Source organism: Stenotrophomonas maltophilia (assembly GCF_013464915.1).
GTDB lineage: Bacteria > Pseudomonadota > Gammaproteobacteria > Xanthomonadales > Xanthomonadaceae > Stenotrophomonas > Stenotrophomonas maltophilia_AT.
In genome coordinates, this window is sequence record NZ_RAVT01000064.1 from 14,972 (window position 1) to 32,251 (window position 17,280).

Here is a 17,280-nt window from a genome sequence, read left to right on the forward strand (position 1 = left end):
CGCGACGTTTCCGCGCGCGCCCTTCGCCCCATCCCCGCAATGACACCTCGACGCCGCCACCTGGCGATGCGCAGGCGCCTGTGCGCGGGCCTGGCCCAGCGCGGGCTGCGCGGTGTGCCTGCGCCATCAAGCCTGCCTGTCCCATGAAAAAAGCCACGCCCCTTTCGGGGCGTGGCCATGTCACACGTACCGATTACGCCGCGATCAGAAGCGCTGGGTGTACTTCATGTACAGGAAGCGACCGATGTCGAAGCCACCGTAGTAGGAGACGTTCGCGCTCGGCTGGCTGTACATGGTCGGGCCCACGCGGCCGAACACGTTGTTGGCACCCACGGCCACGGTCGCATTCCACGGTGCGTTCCAGCGCAGCTGGACGTCGTTGAACACGGTCGCGCCACGCTGGTTGGTCGCGCTGCCCACCGCCACGCCCTGGTTGTTCGGCGAAGCGTAGTTCGGCAGGTTGCACTCTTCCGGGAACGTCACGGCACTCAGGCACGCTTCCTTCATGCCGGAGAAGTAACGGACGGTCCAGCTGGCGCCGAAGTCACCCATTTCCCAACCCAGGTTCAGGTTCGAACGCACGCGGAAGGCGTAGCCAGCCCAGCCCACGCCGGTGCGGGGGTTCGGATGGGTGACCGCGTTCTTGGTGGTGACCAGGTCATCACGCGAGGTGTAGGTGCTGGTCCACTGCGCGCTGAAGTTGCCGAAACGATCGGTCGGCAGGCGGTAGCTGACATCCAGGTCGAAGCCTTCCACCTCGCGGTAACCGGCGTTGATGCCGGTGCGCTTGAGGTTGTTGACGATGCCGGTCACCGGGTCACGCGTGAACGCCGAGCAGCGTGCCGCGATATCGTTGATGTAGCAGTCGTTGAGGATCAGGTTGGCCGTGTCCGAGATGATGGTGTTCTCGACGCGGATTTCCCACCAGTCCAGCGACATGTTGAAGTTCTGGATGAAACCCGGGCTCCAGACGAAGCCCAGGGTCTTGGACGTCGAGGTTTCCGGGGTCAGCTGGTCGTTGGAACCGGAGACGAAGGCCAGCGGGGTCTGCGACGACGCAGCGGTGGTCGGGGTGAAGCCCTGCTGCTGCTGGCGGAAGTTGGCAGCGCTTACGCCGGCCGGCAGTGCGGCGGCGCAACGGGCACGCACCGCAGGGTTGGTGCGCGAAGCACCGTAGACCACGTCGCACGGATCGGTGAAGAAGTCGAACGACTGCGAGCCGCCGCTGTACAGGTCGGCGATGGTCGGGGCACGGAAGCCCTCCGCCCAGGTACCGCGGACCAGCAGCGAGTCGATCGGCTTCCACTTGAAGCCGAACTTGCTGTTCAGCGTGGTGCCGAAGGTGTCGTAGTCCGAATGACGGGTGGCCGCGTTGAGGCTCAGCTCGCGGGCGCCCGGCAGGTCGGCCAGGATCGGCACGTTGAACTCGGCATAGACTTCGTCAACCTTGTAGCCGCCACCGGTGGGGAAGTTGGCCAGGCCGGAGGTGTTGCCCGACTGCACCAGTGCATCCGGGCTGAAGCTGCCCGTTTCCTTGCGGTGTTCGATACCAACGGCGAAGCCCAGGTCGCCGGCCGGCAGGGTGAACAGGCTGCCGGCCAGGTTGGCGGTGACGACCTTGGTGGTGGTCTCGGCGGTGGAGTGCGCGGACGGGAACAGCAGGTTCTGCAGGGCGGTATTGCCGGTCAATGCGCCATTGGCACCATTGCTCTGGATGCCGGCATGCAGGAACGGGTTGTACGGCACGCACTGGTTCAACCCGATCGGGTTGGCCACGGTACCGCACTGCGCCACGCCGCTGCTGTTGATGAACGACGGACCCACCGCCGCACGCAGCGCGGTCAGGTTGAGGTCGCCGGTGCTGGTCTGGACCAGCTTGTTGTTGTTGTACAGGTAGCCGACATCCCAGTCGAACAGGCGGTCGGAGAACTCGAAGCTGCCTTCCAGGCCACCGCTGAAGCGGAAGGTGGTCAGCTCGGCGCGGGTGTTGCGCGGCACTTCCGAAGTACGACGCCACCAGTTGGCGATGTCGGCGCCCAGCGGATTGAACACACTGCTGGCCGAAATCGGCGAGCCGAAGGCCAGTGCGCCGTACGGATAGCCGGCGATCTGGCGGTTCGAATCGCGGAAGCTGTACAGCATGTTGGTGCGCAGGCGCACGTTGTCGGTCAGGTCGTAGATGCCATCGACGAACACTGCACGACGTTCCTGCGGGGTACGCAGGTCGGTCTGCAGGTTGGTGTTGGTCTTGTCCTGGGTGGAGAAGCTGTTGACGTTCTGCGCGATGTAGTCGGCCTTGTTGCTCGCGTTGCCGCCCTCACGCAGGATCACGCGCACTTCGCGGTTCGGGTTGCTCGCGCTGGCCGCCGGATAGGTGACGCCCGGCAGGCCATCGGCCGGACGGCTGACGAAACCGCCGAATTCACCGACGGTGGTCCAGCCGAAGTCCGGGTGGTTGGCGCTGCGCGGGAAGGCACCGTACGGACGATCCGCCGCCCGCACCTTGTCTTCCTTGGCGTACTCGGCACCGATGGTCAGCGAACCGCGCTCACCCTTCACGCCCATGGTGAAGTCCATGGTGCGGGTGGCACCGTCGCCTTCACTGTACTGGCCGTAGTAGACGCTGCCGGTGGCGCCTTCGAAGTTGGTACGGGTGATGATGTTGATGACGCCGGCGATGGCATCGGAACCGTAGATCGACGAAGCGCCGTCCTTCAGCACTTCGATGCGCTCGATGGCCGAGACCGGCACGGTCGAGATGTCCTGCAGGCCACCGGTGGTGATGCCCAGGCGCTTGCCGTTGAGCAGCACCAGGGTACGGGTGGCACCCAGGTCACGCAGGCTGATGTAGGTGCCGCCGACGGCTTCGCCCGAGGACAGCGGCTGGGCACGGCTGATCGGCGGCGTACCCACGGCGCTGATGTTCTGCAGGATGTCAGCGACCGACGAGAAGCCCTGCTTCTCGATGTCTGCGCGGTTGAGGGTCAGGACCGGCTGGGCGGTTTCGACGTCGACGGTACGGATGCGCGAACCGGTGACTTCGATGCGGTCCAGGTTGGTGGCGGTCTGGGCAGACGCCACACCGGTACCGGCAACGGATGCGGCGCTGGCCGCCAGCGCGACGCACACAGCATCGCGCAGCTTGTTGCTGTTCAACTTCATGGGCTCTCTCTCCATGGATCTTGGGTTGTGTGCTGAGTCCAACCGACGTACCCCAAAAGGGAGGCACAAAAAACGGCTGGTGACCCGATAGTAGCCACACTTGATCTGGAATTAAAGAGTCGTTAAGAAAACGCCCAAATCGCGTGAAACCGATCTCACTACGACATACGTTGGCGCATTGAAGTCGCCGAAGTCGCCCTGCAAGGCGCATTCGGCACTTGCAGGGCGTCATTTTCCCATTCAGCTGGGAATGAGCGTCTCGATCAGATGCTCGACATAGGCCTCGAAATCCTCGCGGGCCTGCTTGGGTTGCTGCAGCTGCAGCGAAAGCTGCAGGAAGCCGACGTAGGCCGCATAGGCCAGGCGCGCGCGATGGCGTGCATCGGTGGAACTGAGCCCGGCCTGGCGGAACGAAGCAACCAGGTAGTCGAGCCGGCGCTGCGACACGCGGTCGATCACCGGGCGCACCATCGGGTGGTCCAGCGCCTTCAGCAGTTCGCTGTAGATGATGTGCGGCTGCACTTCGTGCGCCACCATCTGGAACAACTGGCGCAGGCGCACGCGCGGGTCCGGCACGTCCTCCAGGCTGCCGAATACCTGTTCCTGTTCGAACAGTTCCCAGCGTTCCAGCGCCGCCTGCAGCAGTGCATCACGCGAGGGGAAGTGCCAGTAGAAACTGCCCTTGGTCACGCCCAGGCGCCGCGCCAACGGTTCCACCGCGACGGCACCCACACCTTGTTCAGCAATCAGATCGAGAGCTGCCTGGGCCCAGTCTTCGGCACTCAGGCGGCTGTTGCGGCCGGCGCGCGGTTCGCCGGCGGAAGCGTCAGGTTGATTCATGGGCTGATTTAACCATACGCCGGGGTTCGTTGCAGTACGCGGTTGCGGCCGAAACCGTCGCGGCGCCCGCCGGGTCAGCTGCCGCAGCGCACCATACCGTGCAGTATTGACTTCCCCCACGAGCGATCCATACTAGCAAGTATGGTTACGTCCCCTACTCCCGCTGCGTTCCATGATCTTCGCCTGGAGGCCGCCCATGGCGCGCGCCTGGCCGCGACTGCCAGCGACCATGGCCGCCGTGGCCGGGTGTTGTTCGCGCATGGCTTCGGCCAGACCCGGCATGCCTGGAACGCCACCGCGCGGGCCCTGTCTGCGGCGGGGCTGCAGACGCTGGCCTACGACGCGCGTGGCCACGGCGATTCGGACTGGAATGCCGCCGAACTGCCCTATCACGGCGAACAGTTCGCTGATGACCTGATCGTGCTGGCCGGGGAACAGCCGCGCCCGCCGGTGCTGGTCGCAGCCTCGATGGGCGGCCTGTTCGGCCTGCTGGCCGAATCGCGCTGGCCGGGCCTGTTCTCGGCGATGGTGCTGGTGGACATCACCCCACGTTGGGATACCGCCGGTGTTGAACGCATCCTGGCCTTCATGACCGCCCACCCCGATGGCTTCGCCTCGCTTGCCCAGGCCGCCGATGTGATCTCGGCCTACATGCCGCACCGTCCGCGCAAATCCGAGCAGTCGCTGCGCGCACTGCTGCGCGAGGACGGCCACGGCCGCTGGCGCTGGCACTGGGACCCGCGCCTGGTGGCCGAACTGGCGCGCGACAGCGAGCAGCACCAGGATGCGCTGGCCGAGGCCGCACGCCAGGTGAAGTGCCCGCTGCTGCTGGTCAGCGGCGGCCGCAGCGACCTGGTCACGCCGCAGACCGTGGCCGAATTCCTGGCGTTGGCGCCGCACGCGCGCCATGTACAGCTGCCGCAGGCCACGCACATGGTCGCCGGCGATGACAACGACGCCTTTACCGCTACTGTGTTGGACTATCTGGACGTGTTGCCCGCAGCGGATGCTGCGGCTTCGTCCGCCACAAACGAGCACGTCACCGGAGCACGCTCATGAGCATCGTTCTTCCCTTCCTCGCCCTGCTGCTGGCAGGCGCGTTCGTCGCCTACCACCGCATGCGGCTGGTTACCTGGACGCTGATCAGCGTGGCGCTGCTGGTCGCCTGCTGGTTCATCCCCTACGTCAACCAGACCGCCACGATCGTGGCTGCTGCCGTGTTGGCCGTCATCGCCGTGCCGCTGCTGCTGCCGTTCATCCGCAAGCCGCTGCTGACCGGCCCGATGATGAAGGTGTTCCGCAAGGTGCTGCCGCCGCTGTCGCAGACCGAGCGCATCGCGCTGGAAACCGGCTCGGTCGGCTTCGAGGGCGAGCTGTTCACCGGTGATCCGGACTGGAACATCCTGCTCAATTACCCGAAGCCGCAGCTGACCGCCGAGGAACAGGCCTTCCTCGATGGCCCGGTGGAAGAGCTGTGCACCATGGTCAACGACTGGGAAATCACCCACGTCCACGCCGACCTGCCGCCGGAACTGTGGGCCTTCATCAAGAAGAACAAGTTCTTCGGCATGATCATTCCGAAGGAATACGGCGGCCTGGGCTTCTCTGCGCTGGCCCACCACAAGGTGATCCAGAAGCTGGCCTCGGTGTCTTCGGTGGTCAGCTCCACCGTGGGCGTGCCCAACTCGCTGGGCCCGGGTGAACTGCTGGTGCATTACGGCACCCAGGAACAGAAGGACCAGTACCTGCCGCGCCTGGCCGATGGCCGCGAAGTGCCCTGCTTCGGCCTGACCGGCCCGTTCGCCGGTTCCGACGCCACCTCGATTCCGGACTACGGCATCGTCTGCAAGGGCGAGTGGAACGGCGAGCAGGTGCTCGGCGTCAAGCTGACCTTCGACAAGCGCTACATCACCCTGGCCCCGGTCGCTTCGCTGATCGGCCTGGCGTTCCGCATGTACGACCCGGATGGCCTGATCGGCGACACCCGCGACATCGGCATCACCCTGGGCCTGCTGCCGCGCGACACCGCCGGCGTTGAAATCGGCCGTCGCCACTTCCCGCTGAACTCGACGTTCCAGAACGGCCCGATCCGCGGCAAGGACGTGTTCATTCCGCTGACCCAGCTGATCGGTGGCGCGGCCATGGCCGGCAAGGGCTGGAACATGCTCAACGAGTGCCTGGCCGTGGGCCGCTCGATCACCCTGCCGTCCACCGCCAGCGGCGGCGCCAAGGCCGGCGCCGCTGTGACCGGCGCCTATGCACGCATCCGCAAGCAGTTCGGCCTGTCGGTCGGCCGCTTCGAGGGCGTGGAAGAAGCGCTGGCCCGCATCGGCGGCAAGGCGTACAAGATCAGCGCGCTGTCGCAGGCCACCGCTGCCGCGGTGGATCGTGGCGACGTGCCGTCGGTGCCGTCGGCGATCGCCAAGTACCACTGCACCAACATGAGCCGTGAAGTGATCTCGGACATGATGGACGTGATCGGCGGCAAGGGCATCATCCTGGGGCCGCGCAACTTCGCCGGCCGCAGCTGGCAGGCCGCGCCGATCGCGATCACCGTGGAAGGCGCCAACATCATGACCCGCAGCCTGCTGATCTTCGGCCAGGGTGCGATCCTCTGCCACCCGTGGGTGCTGAAGGAAATGAAGGCCGCGCAGGACCCGGACACCCGTGCCGGCCTGCAGGAGTTCGACCGCAGCCTGTTCGGCCACATCCGCTATGGCCTCTCCAATGCCGTGCGTTCGTTCTGGTTCGGCCTGACCGGCGCACGCTTCGGCGCCGCCCCGGGCGACGCCTACACCCGCCGCTACTTCCGCAAGCTGGACCGTTACTCGGCCAACCTGGCGCTGATGGCCGACATCTCGATGATGACCCTCGGCGGTAAACTGAAGTTCAAGGAATCGCTGTCCGGCCGCCTGGGCGATGTGCTGAGCCATGTCTACATGACCAGCGCCATGCTCAAGCGCTACCACGACGAAGGCGCACCGCAGGCCGACCAGCCGCTGCTGGCCTGGGCCTTCCATGACAGCGTGCACAAGATCGAAGAGTCGCTGTCGGCCGCGCTGCGCAACTTCCCGATCCGTCCGATCGGCTGGCTGATGTGGGCGCTGATCTTCCCGCTCGGCCGTCGTGCCGAGGCCCCGGGCGACCGCCTGAGCCGTCGCGTCGCCGCCCTGCTGATGGCGCCGAACGAAGCCCGCGACCGCCTGGCCAGCGGCGTGTTCCTGACCCCGTGCGAGAACAACCCGGGCGGCCGCATCAACAGCTACCTGAGCAAGGCGATCATGGCCGAGCCGGTGGAGCGCAAGTTCCTGAAGGCGCTGAAGAGCAAGGGCATCGAGGCGCTGGACTTCAAGGCGCAGCTGGACGAAGCCGTGGCCGAAGGCGTGATCACCCAGGACGAGCGCAGCCTGCTGGAAGAGCTGCGCACGCTGACCCTGGACACGATCACCGTGGACGACTTCGACACCCACGAACTGCGCGCGGCCAGCTACTACGACCGCCAGCACAAGGACCCGCATTCGCAGGCGGCCTGATCGCCCGCGACACGCGTTGCCTTCGACGGCGGGCCDCGGCCCGCCGTCGCTCTATCCGACGACCGGAACACCGACCATGTCCACGCCCCTGCTCTCGCTCTACCACCGGCTGCAACGCTGGCCTGCCGGCACCTGGCTGTTCTCGCGCGCGGTCTGCTTCAAGGCGCCCTACTTCGCCAGCATCGCACCGCGCATCACCCGCCTGGAACACGGCCGCTGCGAAGGCACGCTGACCGACCGACGCAAGGTGCGCAACCACATCGGCACGGTGCACGCGATCGCGATGTGCAACCTGGCCGAGCTGACCGCCGGGCTGATGGTCGACGCGTCGTTGCCGAAGGGCATGCGCTGGATTCCGAAGGGGATGCAGGTGCAGTACCTGGCCAAGGCGCGTGGCACGCTGCAAGCGGTGGCATTGCCGGCGCAGCCGATCGTGGCGGCGGCGCAGGGTTACGCGCTGCCGGTGACGGTGAGTGTGCGGGATCGTGCGGGCACGGAGGTGTTCAGCGCGGTGATCGATATGTGGATGTCGCCGGCGAAGTAGTGTTCCTGCGAACGGCGCAGCCCCTCGTGGGTGGACGCTGAAGGCGGTTCATCGGTTGGGCTGGAGGGGTGGGGCCAGGCGGGGACGCCGTGAATCCGTCCGTGGAGGCTTAGCCGCGCCATCCATGGCGCGGATACCCCGCCCGGCCCCACCCCTCCGGCCTCTGACAGATCTCTGCGGCGTCCACCCACGCAAAAGAAAAAAGAAGAGCAAACGCAAAAGCGGCCCACCGGCCGCTTTTGCTTTCCGCTGTTGCTGTTGCTGTTGCTCTTGATCTTCTTTTTCTTCTCCGTGGGCTGGCCGCGCACGGAAACTGTCAGGGGCCGGGCGGATGGGCTGGGCAGGGGTGTCCGCGGCATGGATGCCGCGGCCAAGCCCCCACGGATGGGTTTACGGCGTCCCCTGCCCAGCCCATCCGCCCGGCCAAACCCACGACCCGCATTCCGCGTCCACCCACGAGGGGCTGCGCCGTTGGCTGGAAACTACGCCACCGCGCGAAGAACCAACGCCAGGATCGCCGGCACCGCCTGGATCATGAAAATACGGCGACTCACGCTGTACGCGCCATAGCACCCGGCCACCACCACGCAGGCCAGCGAGAACGTCACCAGCACCGGCTGGTCGATCACCAGCCCCACCACGATGCCCGCCGCCAGGAAGCCGTTGTACAGGCCCTGGTTGGCCGCCAGTACGCGCGTGGTCTCCGCCTTCTCCGGCGTATTGCGGAACGTCTTCAGGCCCAGCGGGCGGGTCCACAGGAACATCTCCAGTACCAGGAAATAGACGTGCAGCAGGGCGACCACCAGGGTCAGGGCGAGTGCGATCCAGTACATGGGCGGTTCCTTGGACAGGGAAGAAGAATGGGGTCAGATMCCTTTMCCCTCGGGAAAGGGATCTGACCCCGGAAAATCAGCGGTCGCGCGGCAGTTTCTTTTCTTCGCGCAGCACACCGAATGCGGCGGCGGTCATGCACGCGGCCACCAGCATGCCGCCGATGAACACCACGTGCGAGCCGAACAATGACAGGCCCTTGTGCACCCAGGCAAAGCTCAGGTCCGCACCGCGGTAGACCACGGTGTCGATCGCTGCCCCGGCCTTGTAGCGCCACTGCCGGTCCACGCGGGTGTAGATGGTCTCGCGTGCCGGCTTGGCCAGTGCGAATTCGCTGGCGCGGGTCATCACCTGCACCACCGCCACCAGCAAGGGCATCGGCGAAGCGGCCAGCACCGAGAAGCCAATCAGGATCGCGAAGCCGGGAATCAGCAGCGCCGGTGCGATCCCGTGGCGGGACAACAGCCAGCGGGTCAGGCCCAGCTGCATCAACAGCGCCAGCGCATTCACCGCCAGGTCGATGCGCGAAAAGAACGCGGTGCTCGCTGCGGGGTCGGTGAACGCCGCCCGCACGATGGCAGCCTGCTGGTTGTAGAGCAGCGTTCCTACGCCCACGCCGAACACCACCATGATCGCCAGCCAGCGCAGCAGGGGTTCGCGAACGATCAGCTTGAGGCCATCCAGCACACTACCGCCCATCGGTTTTTCGCCCGACACCAACTGCTGCTCCTGCTCACGAAGCACCGCCCAGTGCCGCAGCCTCCAGATGCTCAACAGGCAGATGGCAAGGAAACCGGCCGACACCAGCATCAGGTTGGCGATGCCCACGCGCTGTACCAGCGCACTGGTGATGATCGGGCCGAGGAAGGCACCGATGGTGCCCGCCGCGCCGATGTATCCGTAGAAAGCCCGGGCCTGCACATTGGAGAACACGTCGGCCATGAAGCTCCAGAACACCGCCACCGCGAACAGGTTGAAGACGGTGATCCAGAAGAAGAAGGCCATGCCGCGGCCCGGCACGCCGCTGTCGAACATCACGTAGAAACCCAGCAGGGTGACGATGAAAAAGCCATACACCGCCGGCAGGAACACCCGCCTCGGGAAGCGGCTGACCAGCCAGCCATAGACCGGCTGCAGCACCAGCATGATCACGAACACGCAGGAGAACAGGAACTGCAGGACGAAGTCCTTCAGCGCGATGCCGTGGCTCTCGAACCAGGCGATCAGCATGGGCGGGAACACTGTTTCCAGGTCCGCCGACGCCGCCATCGCCTCGCGCACCGGGCGCAGCACGTAGTAGCCGCTGAGCAGGCAGAAGAAGTACAGGAACGACCACCACAGCGCCGGCGACTCGCGCAGCGCCGCCGTCAGGCCCTGCAGCGGCCCTTTGCCCCGTACCGCACTCACGCGGCGTCCCTCGCCTGACGACGGCGGTTGGACAGCGGCATGGCAGGCTCCGGGGGCGGTGAAGCGCGTACGTTAGCCAATGCACTGCAACATCGCCAGCAGCAGCCACGCAGAAGGCTGCAACGCAGTGTCACGGCCCCGCCCGGACGACACGTTCCGACACACGCCTTCGGGGCGTCAAAATTCCAACTTTTTCAACGAGATGCGCATTCATCTTCGCTTTGTTTGTGCACAAGGGAAAAGCGGCGCTAGAATCGCCATCAGCAGTCGCGCACGGGTCACAACGATGAAAAAGAACAGCCTGCGTCGTCCGATCCGTTCGGCGGCCACCGGTTTGCTGGGCATGTTAATGCCTGTTGCCTTGTCCACCACCGCGCAGACCCCGCCCCCGTTGCCGCCGATGCCGGCCAACATCGAGTCCACTGCGGCCTCCGTCGTGGCCCACACCCAACCGGCGGCCTACCGCACCGGCCTGGTGCCGCAGGTGCAGGCGCCCGCCGCAGGTTTCAACGTCGCCAACATTGAATCAATGGCGCAGCAGCTCACCTATGGCGAGCGCGTGCCGGGCATGGCCGTGGCCATCGTGCAGGGCGGCCGCATCCTCAGCGCGCGCGGCTATGGCGTCACTGACGTCAACAATCCGCTGCCGGTCGATGCGCACACCGTGTTCCGCCTGGCCTCGCTGTCCAAGGCCTTCGCCGGCACCATGGCCGGCCTGCTGGTCAACGACGGTACGCTGCGCTGGGACAGCAAGGTCACCGACTACGTGCCGGGCTTCCGCCTCAACTCGCCCGAAGCCACCGACCGCCTGACCGTGGCCGATGTGCTCAGCCACCGCGTCGGCCTGCCTTACAACGCTTACGACCGCGACATCGAAGGCAACGCCGAGTACTACTCGCTGACCCAGAAGCTGGCCAACACCAGCCTGAAGTGCCTGCCGGGCGACTGCTACGCCTACCAGAACGTGGCCTTCAGCCTGATCGGCGACGTTGTCTACGCTGCTTCCGGCAGCTTCTACGAGCAGTCGGTCGAGCGCCGCATCTTCAAGCCGCTGGGCATGAATGATGCCAGCCTCGGCCTGGCCGGCATCCAGGCCAGCTCGCGCTGGGCGCGCCCGCACGTGCGCAGCCGCAACGGCTGGGTGTCGCTGACGCCGAAGCCGACCTACTACCGCGTGGCCCCGGCTGCTGGCGTCAATGCCAGCGCCAGCGACATGGCGCAGTGGCTGCTCGCCCACACCGGCCACCGTCCTGACGTGCTGCCGGCGCCGCTGCTGGCCACCCTGCACTCCAGCCTGATCAACACCCCCGGCGAGATGCGTTCGGGCTGGCGCCGCGAGCGCCTGCACTCGGCCGGTTACGCGCTGGGCTGGCGCACCTTCGACTATGCCGGCCACGACGTGGTGTTCCATGCCGGCGCCGTGCAGGGCTACCGCGGCCTGGTGGCATTGGTGCCGGAACGCGATCTCGGCATCGCCATCATGTGGAACGGCGAAAGCGGCCTGCCCAGCGGCCTGCTGCCGACCGTGCTCGATTCCGCACTCGGCCTGCCGGCACAGCGCTGGCTGGATGTGGACACCGACTTCGGCAGCGACAACCTGATGGCCGAAGGCGCAAGCCCGGCGCAGCAGGACAAGCGCAAGGGCAAGGGCGCCTCGAGCAACCGCGCGGTGGCGTCACCGCGCTGAGTTGGCGGGCTCGACCGTAAGCATGAAGGGCGGCCCATGGGTCGCCCTTTTTCTTGTCTTGTAGAGCCGAGCCCACGCTCGGCTGCTTGAATCAGCCGAGCATGGCTCGGCTCTACAGATGCGAAAAGCAGCCGAGCGTGGGCTCGGCTCTACAGCTCCGCAACGCTAGTGCGCGAAGTAGTGCATGCCCCCGTCCACCGGAATCACCGCGCCGGTGATGTAGCCGGCCAAGGGCGAGGCCAGGAAGGCCACCAGTGGCGCCACCTCCGCCGGCTCGCCGAAGCGCCCGATCGGAATGTTGCGTTCGATGAACTCACGCCGGCTTTCCTCGGTGGGATGCAGCCGGTCCCGGATCTGGGCACTGTTGATGCGTCCCGGCGCGATTGCATTGACCGTGATGCCCTGTGAGGCCAGCGCCGACGACAGCCCTTTGCTCCACAGATGCAACGCCGCCTTCGCCGCCGTGGCAGCATTCACCGCGCGCGGCTCCATCGAACCGCTGAGGTTGATCACCCGCCCCCAGCCCTGCGCCTGCATCGCCGGCAGCAGTGCCTGGGTCAGGCGTCGTGCCGCAGAGAAGTTCAAGGCCATGGCTTCCTCCCAGACATCGTCCTCCGCATCCACCGTGGTCGGCCGGCCTCCTCCAGCCGCATTCACCAGGATGTCGACACGCGTCAGTGCCGCCGAGGCTGCATCCGCAATGTGGCGTACCTGCTGCGCATCGGTGACGTCGCCCAGCAGGACGATCGGTGGCGGCGCGCCTGCAGATTCGATCTCCGCCGCCAGTGCATGCAGCGGCTCGGCACGCCGTGCGCTGATCGCAATGCGTACTCCCTGTGCCGCCAGCAACCTGGCCACACCGGCACCGATGCCACTACCCGCCCCGGTGACCAGCGCGGTACGCCCTTCAAGCCCCAGATCCATGGTGTTCTCCCAATCAGCCAGCCGGTGCATCCGGCCCGTGCGGTGCATGCTGTTTGATCACCCCTGATTGATAAACTCCGCACAGGTTTCAGCATTCAACACCCGGAGTGTCAGATGAACCTGCTGGAGAGCATGCAGGTCTACGTGCTGATCGTGGACAAGGGCAGCCTCAGCGCTGCGGCGGCGGCACTGGACATCTCCGCGACGATGGCCGGCAAGCACCTGCGCGCATTGGAGGCACGGCTCGGCATGCAGTTGCTCAGTCGTACCACCCGACGCCAGCACATGACGCCGTTCGGCGAGGAGTACTACGCCCGCTGCAGGGAGATCCTGCGGCTGGTGGAGGAAACCGATGCACAGGCCCAGCACCAGCACCTGGCACCTGCAGGCACGCTGCGCATCAGCGCGCCGGTGATCTTCGGCACGCATGCACTGCTACCGGCACTGGTCGATTACATGGCGCGCTGCCCCGACGTGCGCGTCGACGCGGTACTGACCGACCGCGTCGTCGACCTCGCCGAGGAAGGTTTCGAAGCAGCCCTGCGAATCGGCACACTGGCTGACAGCAGCACGCTGGTCGCACGTGCGCTGACGCCCTATCGATTGATGATGTGCGCCTCGCCCGGATACCTCGCCCGGCACGGTACGCCCTCCGACCTGCAGGCGCTTGCCCGGCACCAATGCCTGTCCTTCGAACCCGGCGCACTGGCGCAGTGGCTGCAGGCCGATGCTGGCGGGCTCGGCCATGTGCCCGCGGGTCGCCTGCGGATCAACAACGGCGAAGCCCTGCGCTCGGCGGCGTTGCATGACATGGGCATCATCCTGCAGTCGGCGCTGCTGCTGGCTGCCGACGTCGACGCCGGGCGCCTGGTGCAGCTGTTCCCGGAGCATGGCCAGACCGGTCGGCCGATGCACGTGGTCTACGCCCACGACCGCTACCACTCGACCCGCCTGCGCAGCTTCATCGATTTCCTGGTGGAGCGTTTTCCACCGGCGCCGCACCGCTGGCGTCAACCCTCAGAAAGGCTGTCGAGCATGGCTTGACGCTACAGATGGCCCCATAAAAAAACCCCCTCCCCGCTGGGCAGCCAGGGAAGGGGGTTTCAGGATGCGGCTATCGGGAAGTACTTAGATCAGCGGCGCCGGGGTTGCCGGCAGAGCGACCGGAGCGGCCTTCTTCTTGCGGGCGGCCGGCTTGCGCTTGGCAACCTTCTTCGCTGCCTTCTTCGGGGCAGCCTTCTTGGTGGCCTTCTTCGCGGTCTTCTTTACTGCCTTCTTGGCAGTCTTCTTGACGGCCTTCTTGGCAGTCGCCTTCTTCGCGACCTTCTTGGCAGGCTTGCGGGCCGTTGCCTTCTTGGCAGTCTTCTTGGTGGCCTTCTTGGCTWCCTTCTTGACGGCCTTCTTGGCGGTCTTCTTGACGGCCTTCTTGGCAGTGGACTTCTTGGCTACCTTCTTCGCCGCCTTCTTCACTGCCTTCTTCGCAGTGGTCTTCTTGGCGACCTTCTTCGCAGCCTTCTTCACTGCCTTCTTGGCGGTCGCCTTCTTCGCGACCTTCTTCACTGCCTTCTTGGCAGCGGCCTTCTTCGCGACCTTCTTCACCGCTTTCTTGGCGGCGGGCTTCTTCTTCGCAGCTTTCTTGGTTGCCATGGGATGGCTCCTCGTCAGTGATAGGGAGTTGAAACGCCCAGGTGGATCAAACCCGCGGATGCTGCGTGCGGGGACCGCCGGCGCGTCAAGCGCGCCGTTACGGATACGGCAATGCCCGCCTCGATCGGCGGAGCGGGCATCGGAACGGGAGGTGCCTTGCATTTCTCCGGGGGAAGCGGGGCCATGTCCACCGTCATCAGGGTCGCGGTGGTCTTGAAGGGGCTGCTTCGCATCGGACGATTGATTCTGCGCACTCGGTTGGGCAGGCAAGGTCTGCTGAGGCGAAACCTAATCACGGTTTTTTTTACTGTCAACAACCCCCGCGAAAAATTTTCACATCCGCGCCATCCACGGTGTTGCCTGCACGGTCACCACGCTCCGCCTCCGACGACCACCAAAGCGCCACGCACGCACGTTGCCTGCAACGACAACAACGCAAGCCTTGAACAAAAAGCACTTGAAATAAGCACTCTGCGCAGATGCATGCATGTTGGCGGCCACTGCATGCACGCATCGCCAGCAGCGGTCGCCGCCCGCACCAACGCCAGCACAACGGCACCGCAACGGGGGGCGAAAAGTTTTCACATCCGGACGCGTCGGCGCGGGGTGGAAACGCGGATTTGCGCAAAACTGCGCACACCCCTCGGCACCGTTCGCGGGTCTGCTGATGCCGCGTCGAGGGCGCGCAGCAAACCCTGCGTCATGAGCCCGACGTGCTCGCCAAAACAAAAACGGCCACCCGAAGGTGGCCGTTGCAGAACCCGGGAACGACGACTCAGTGGTCGTCGTTCTCCAGGGCTTCGGCGTACGCGTCCGGGTCCAGCAGTTCGTTGACCTCTTCAGCGTTGGTCAGTTCGACCACGAACATCCAGCCTTCGCCGTAGGCATCTTCGTTGATGGTTTCCGGCTTGTCGGACAGGGCCGAGTTGACCTCGACAACCTTGCCGCTGATCGGGCTGTAGACGTCCGAGGCGGCCTTCACCGACTCGACGACGGCGATCTGTTCGCCGGCCTTGGCGTCGGCGCCGACTTCCGGCAGTTCGACGTAGACCAGGTCACCCAGCAGGCCCTGGGCGTGGTCGGAAATACCGACGGTGACGCGGCCATTGCCTTCGACACGGGCCCACTCATGGGACTTGAGGAACTTGAGGTCGCCGGGGATCTCGCTCATGGGACTGCTCCAGAGATATGCAGGGGTGGAAAAAACGGGGCTAGTGTAACCAACCGGCCGCCACTGCTGTCAGTGACGACCGGCATGTTCGGATCAGGCGTCGGCGAGCACGCCCGGCTGGGCCTGGCCTTCGCGCACGAACGGGAACTTGACCACGCGCACCGGCACCTGCCGGCCGCGGATGTCGACGGTGACCTCGCCGAGTTCACCGGCCGGTACGCGGGCGAAGGCGATGCCCTTGGCCAGGGTCGGCGAGAACGTGCCGGACAGGATCTCGCCCTGGCCGCCAGCGGTGGTCACCGCCTGGCCGTGGCGCAGCACGCCCTTCTCGTCCATCACCAGGCCGATCATCTGGCGCGCGGTGCCGGCAGCCTTCTGCGCTTCCAGCACGTCGCGGCCGATGAAGTCGCGGCCTTCGTCCAGCGACACCGTCCAGGCCAGCGCCGCTTCGTACGGGCTGATCTCTTCGTCCATGTCCTGGCCGTACAGGTTCATGCCGGCTTCCAGGCGCAGCGTGTCGCGCGCGCCGAGGCCAGCCGGCTTCACGCCTGCTGCCAGCAGGCGGTTCCAGAACGCGACCACGGCGTCCTGCGGCAGCAGGATTTCGAAGCCGTCTTCGCCGGTGTAGCCGGTGCGGGCGACGAACAGCTCGACGCCGTCGTCGGACTGCACCTGCAGGGCGGCGAAGCGGCCCAGCTTGGCCAGCGCTGCGCGGTCGGATTCGGCGGCCAGGCCGATCACGATCTCGCGCGCCTGCGGGCCCTGCACGGCCAGGATGGCCAGGTCCGGGCGCTGCTCGACGCTGACGCCGAACGGCGCGGCCTGCTCGCGCAGCCAGGCCAGGTCCTTTTCGCGGGTGGAGGCGTTGACCACCATGCGGAAGAAATCGTCGGCCAGGTAGTAGACGATCAGGTCGTCGATGACGCCGCCGCGCGGATTCAGCATGCACGAGTACAGCGCCTTGCCCGGCACCTTCAGCTTGTCGACCGAGTTGGCCAGCAGGCGGCGCAGGAACGGCTTGACCTGGTCACCGCGCAGGTCGACCACGGTCATGTGGCTGACGTCGAACACACCCGACTCGCGGCGCACCAGGTGGTGCTCGTCCAGCTGCGAGCCGTAGTGGATGGGCATGTCCCAACCCCCGAAATCGACCATCTTGGCGCCGAGGGCGCGGTGGGTATCGTTGAGCAGCGTCTTCTGGGTCATGACCGGGTCCGGCAGCAGAGGAAACAAGAATCCCCATTATCCCAGATCGGTCGCCCGCAGGTCGCGCCGCAGCGCAGCGGGGTGTTTGGCCGGCCTGCGGTCGGCGCCGCTTTCTACGACTGGAGCGCAAAGCCTGAGTTCATCGGCTCTGGATCGACTCGGCCTGGGCGGGTCGGAGCGAGTGCTTTTGCTCTTTGCTCATCTTCTTTTTCCGTGGGCTGGACGCGCACGGAAACTGTCGGGGGKGGGGGGGGGGGGGGGGGGGGGGGGGGGGGGGGGGGGGGGGGGGGGGGGGGAGTGGGGGGGGGGGGGGGGGGGCGCCCCCCCC

13 protein-coding genes are annotated in these 17,280 nt (G+C 66.0%); 5 read left to right on the forward strand and 8 right to left on the reverse strand.

Annotated elements, in window-relative coordinates; genetic code table 11:
• Positions 1–204 precede the first annotated feature (204 nt).
• Both D7T59_RS19405 and D7T59_RS19410 read right to left on the reverse strand, forming a co-directional pair.
• Positions 205–3,162 carry a TonB-dependent receptor domain-containing protein gene (locus tag D7T59_RS19405; protein WP_180853352.1) on the reverse strand — a complete coding sequence of 986 codons (2,958 nt, stop codon included), beginning with the start codon at positions 3,160–3,162 and terminating at the stop codon, positions 205–207.
• Between the two features lie 240 nt (positions 3,163–3,402).
• Positions 3,403–4,002: a TetR/AcrR family transcriptional regulator gene (locus D7T59_RS19410; protein WP_005410690.1), complete on the reverse strand. Its 600-nt coding sequence runs from the start codon at positions 4,000–4,002 to the stop codon at positions 3,403–3,405.
• A gap of 141 nt (positions 4,003–4,143) precedes the next feature.
• Between D7T59_RS19410 and D7T59_RS19415 the strand changes: the two genes are divergently transcribed.
• From D7T59_RS19415 to D7T59_RS19425, 3 genes are all read left to right on the forward strand, one after another.
• Positions 4,144–5,061, forward strand: a complete 918-nt coding sequence (locus tag D7T59_RS19415; RefSeq protein ID WP_180853353.1) for an alpha/beta fold hydrolase — start codon at positions 4,144–4,146, stop codon at positions 5,059–5,061.
• On the forward strand, positions 5,058–7,535 hold the full coding sequence (locus tag D7T59_RS19420; protein WP_164137915.1) for an acyl-CoA dehydrogenase: 2,478 nt from the start codon (positions 5,058–5,060) through the stop codon (positions 7,533–7,535). The genes D7T59_RS19415 and D7T59_RS19420 overlap by 4 nt, the downstream gene beginning before the upstream one ends.
• 76 nt (positions 7,536–7,611) lie before the next feature.
• The gene (locus tag D7T59_RS19425) at positions 7,612–8,079 is read left to right on the forward strand and encodes a hotdog fold domain-containing protein (RefSeq protein WP_164137916.1); all 468 of its coding nucleotides are present in this window, start codon (positions 7,612–7,614) and stop codon (positions 8,077–8,079) included.
• Between the two features lie 482 nt (positions 8,080–8,561).
• Here D7T59_RS19425 and D7T59_RS19430 read toward each other — a convergent pair whose 3' ends face one another.
• The gene (locus tag D7T59_RS19430) at positions 8,562–8,912 is read right to left on the reverse strand and encodes a DUF1304 domain-containing protein (protein WP_097049591.1); all 351 of its coding nucleotides are present in this window, start codon (positions 8,910–8,912) and stop codon (positions 8,562–8,564) included.
• Positions 8,913–8,988: 76 nt separating this feature from the next.
• Positions 8,989–10,317: an NTP/NDP exchange transporter gene (locus D7T59_RS19435; protein ID WP_164139385.1), complete on the reverse strand. Its 1,329-nt coding sequence runs from the start codon at positions 10,315–10,317 to the stop codon at positions 8,989–8,991.
• 286 nt (positions 10,318–10,603) lie between these two features.
• Here D7T59_RS19435 and D7T59_RS19440 point away from each other — a divergent pair, with 286 nt between their 5' ends.
• Positions 10,604–12,004 carry a serine hydrolase domain-containing protein gene (locus D7T59_RS19440; RefSeq protein WP_164139387.1) on the forward strand — a complete coding sequence of 467 codons (1,401 nt, stop codon included), beginning with the start codon at positions 10,604–10,606 and terminating at the stop codon, positions 12,002–12,004.
• Between the two features lie 165 nt (positions 12,005–12,169).
• On the opposite strand, the gene D7T59_RS19445 is transcribed toward D7T59_RS19440, so the two are convergent.
• On the reverse strand, positions 12,170–12,928 hold the full coding sequence (locus D7T59_RS19445) for an SDR family NAD(P)-dependent oxidoreductase (protein ID WP_180853354.1): 759 nt from the start codon (positions 12,926–12,928) through the stop codon (positions 12,170–12,172).
• Positions 12,929–13,042: 114 nt separating this feature from the next.
• Between D7T59_RS19445 and D7T59_RS19450 the strand changes: the two genes are divergently transcribed.
• Positions 13,043–13,972 carry a LysR substrate-binding domain-containing protein gene (locus D7T59_RS19450; protein ID WP_180853355.1) on the forward strand — a complete coding sequence of 310 codons (930 nt, stop codon included), beginning with the start codon at positions 13,043–13,045 and terminating at the stop codon, positions 13,970–13,972.
• A gap of 84 nt (positions 13,973–14,056) precedes the next feature.
• On the opposite strand, the gene D7T59_RS19455 is transcribed toward D7T59_RS19450, so the two are convergent.
• From D7T59_RS19455 to gcvT, 3 genes are all read right to left on the reverse strand, one after another.
• Complete coding sequence (locus tag D7T59_RS19455; RefSeq protein ID WP_180882691.1) at positions 14,057–14,575, reverse strand: hypothetical protein; 519 nt, start codon at positions 14,573–14,575, stop codon at positions 14,057–14,059.
• Between the two features lie 775 nt (positions 14,576–15,350).
• A complete protein-coding gene (gene gcvH / locus D7T59_RS19460; protein WP_005410701.1) occupies positions 15,351–15,746 on the reverse strand; it encodes a glycine cleavage system protein GcvH in 396 nt (131 codons plus the stop codon).
• 93 nt (positions 15,747–15,839) lie between these two features.
• Positions 15,840–16,952 carry a glycine cleavage system aminomethyltransferase GcvT gene (gcvT, locus tag D7T59_RS19465; RefSeq protein ID WP_180853357.1) on the reverse strand — a complete coding sequence of 371 codons (1,113 nt, stop codon included), beginning with the start codon at positions 16,950–16,952 and terminating at the stop codon, positions 15,840–15,842.
• Positions 16,953–17,280 lie beyond the last annotated feature (328 nt).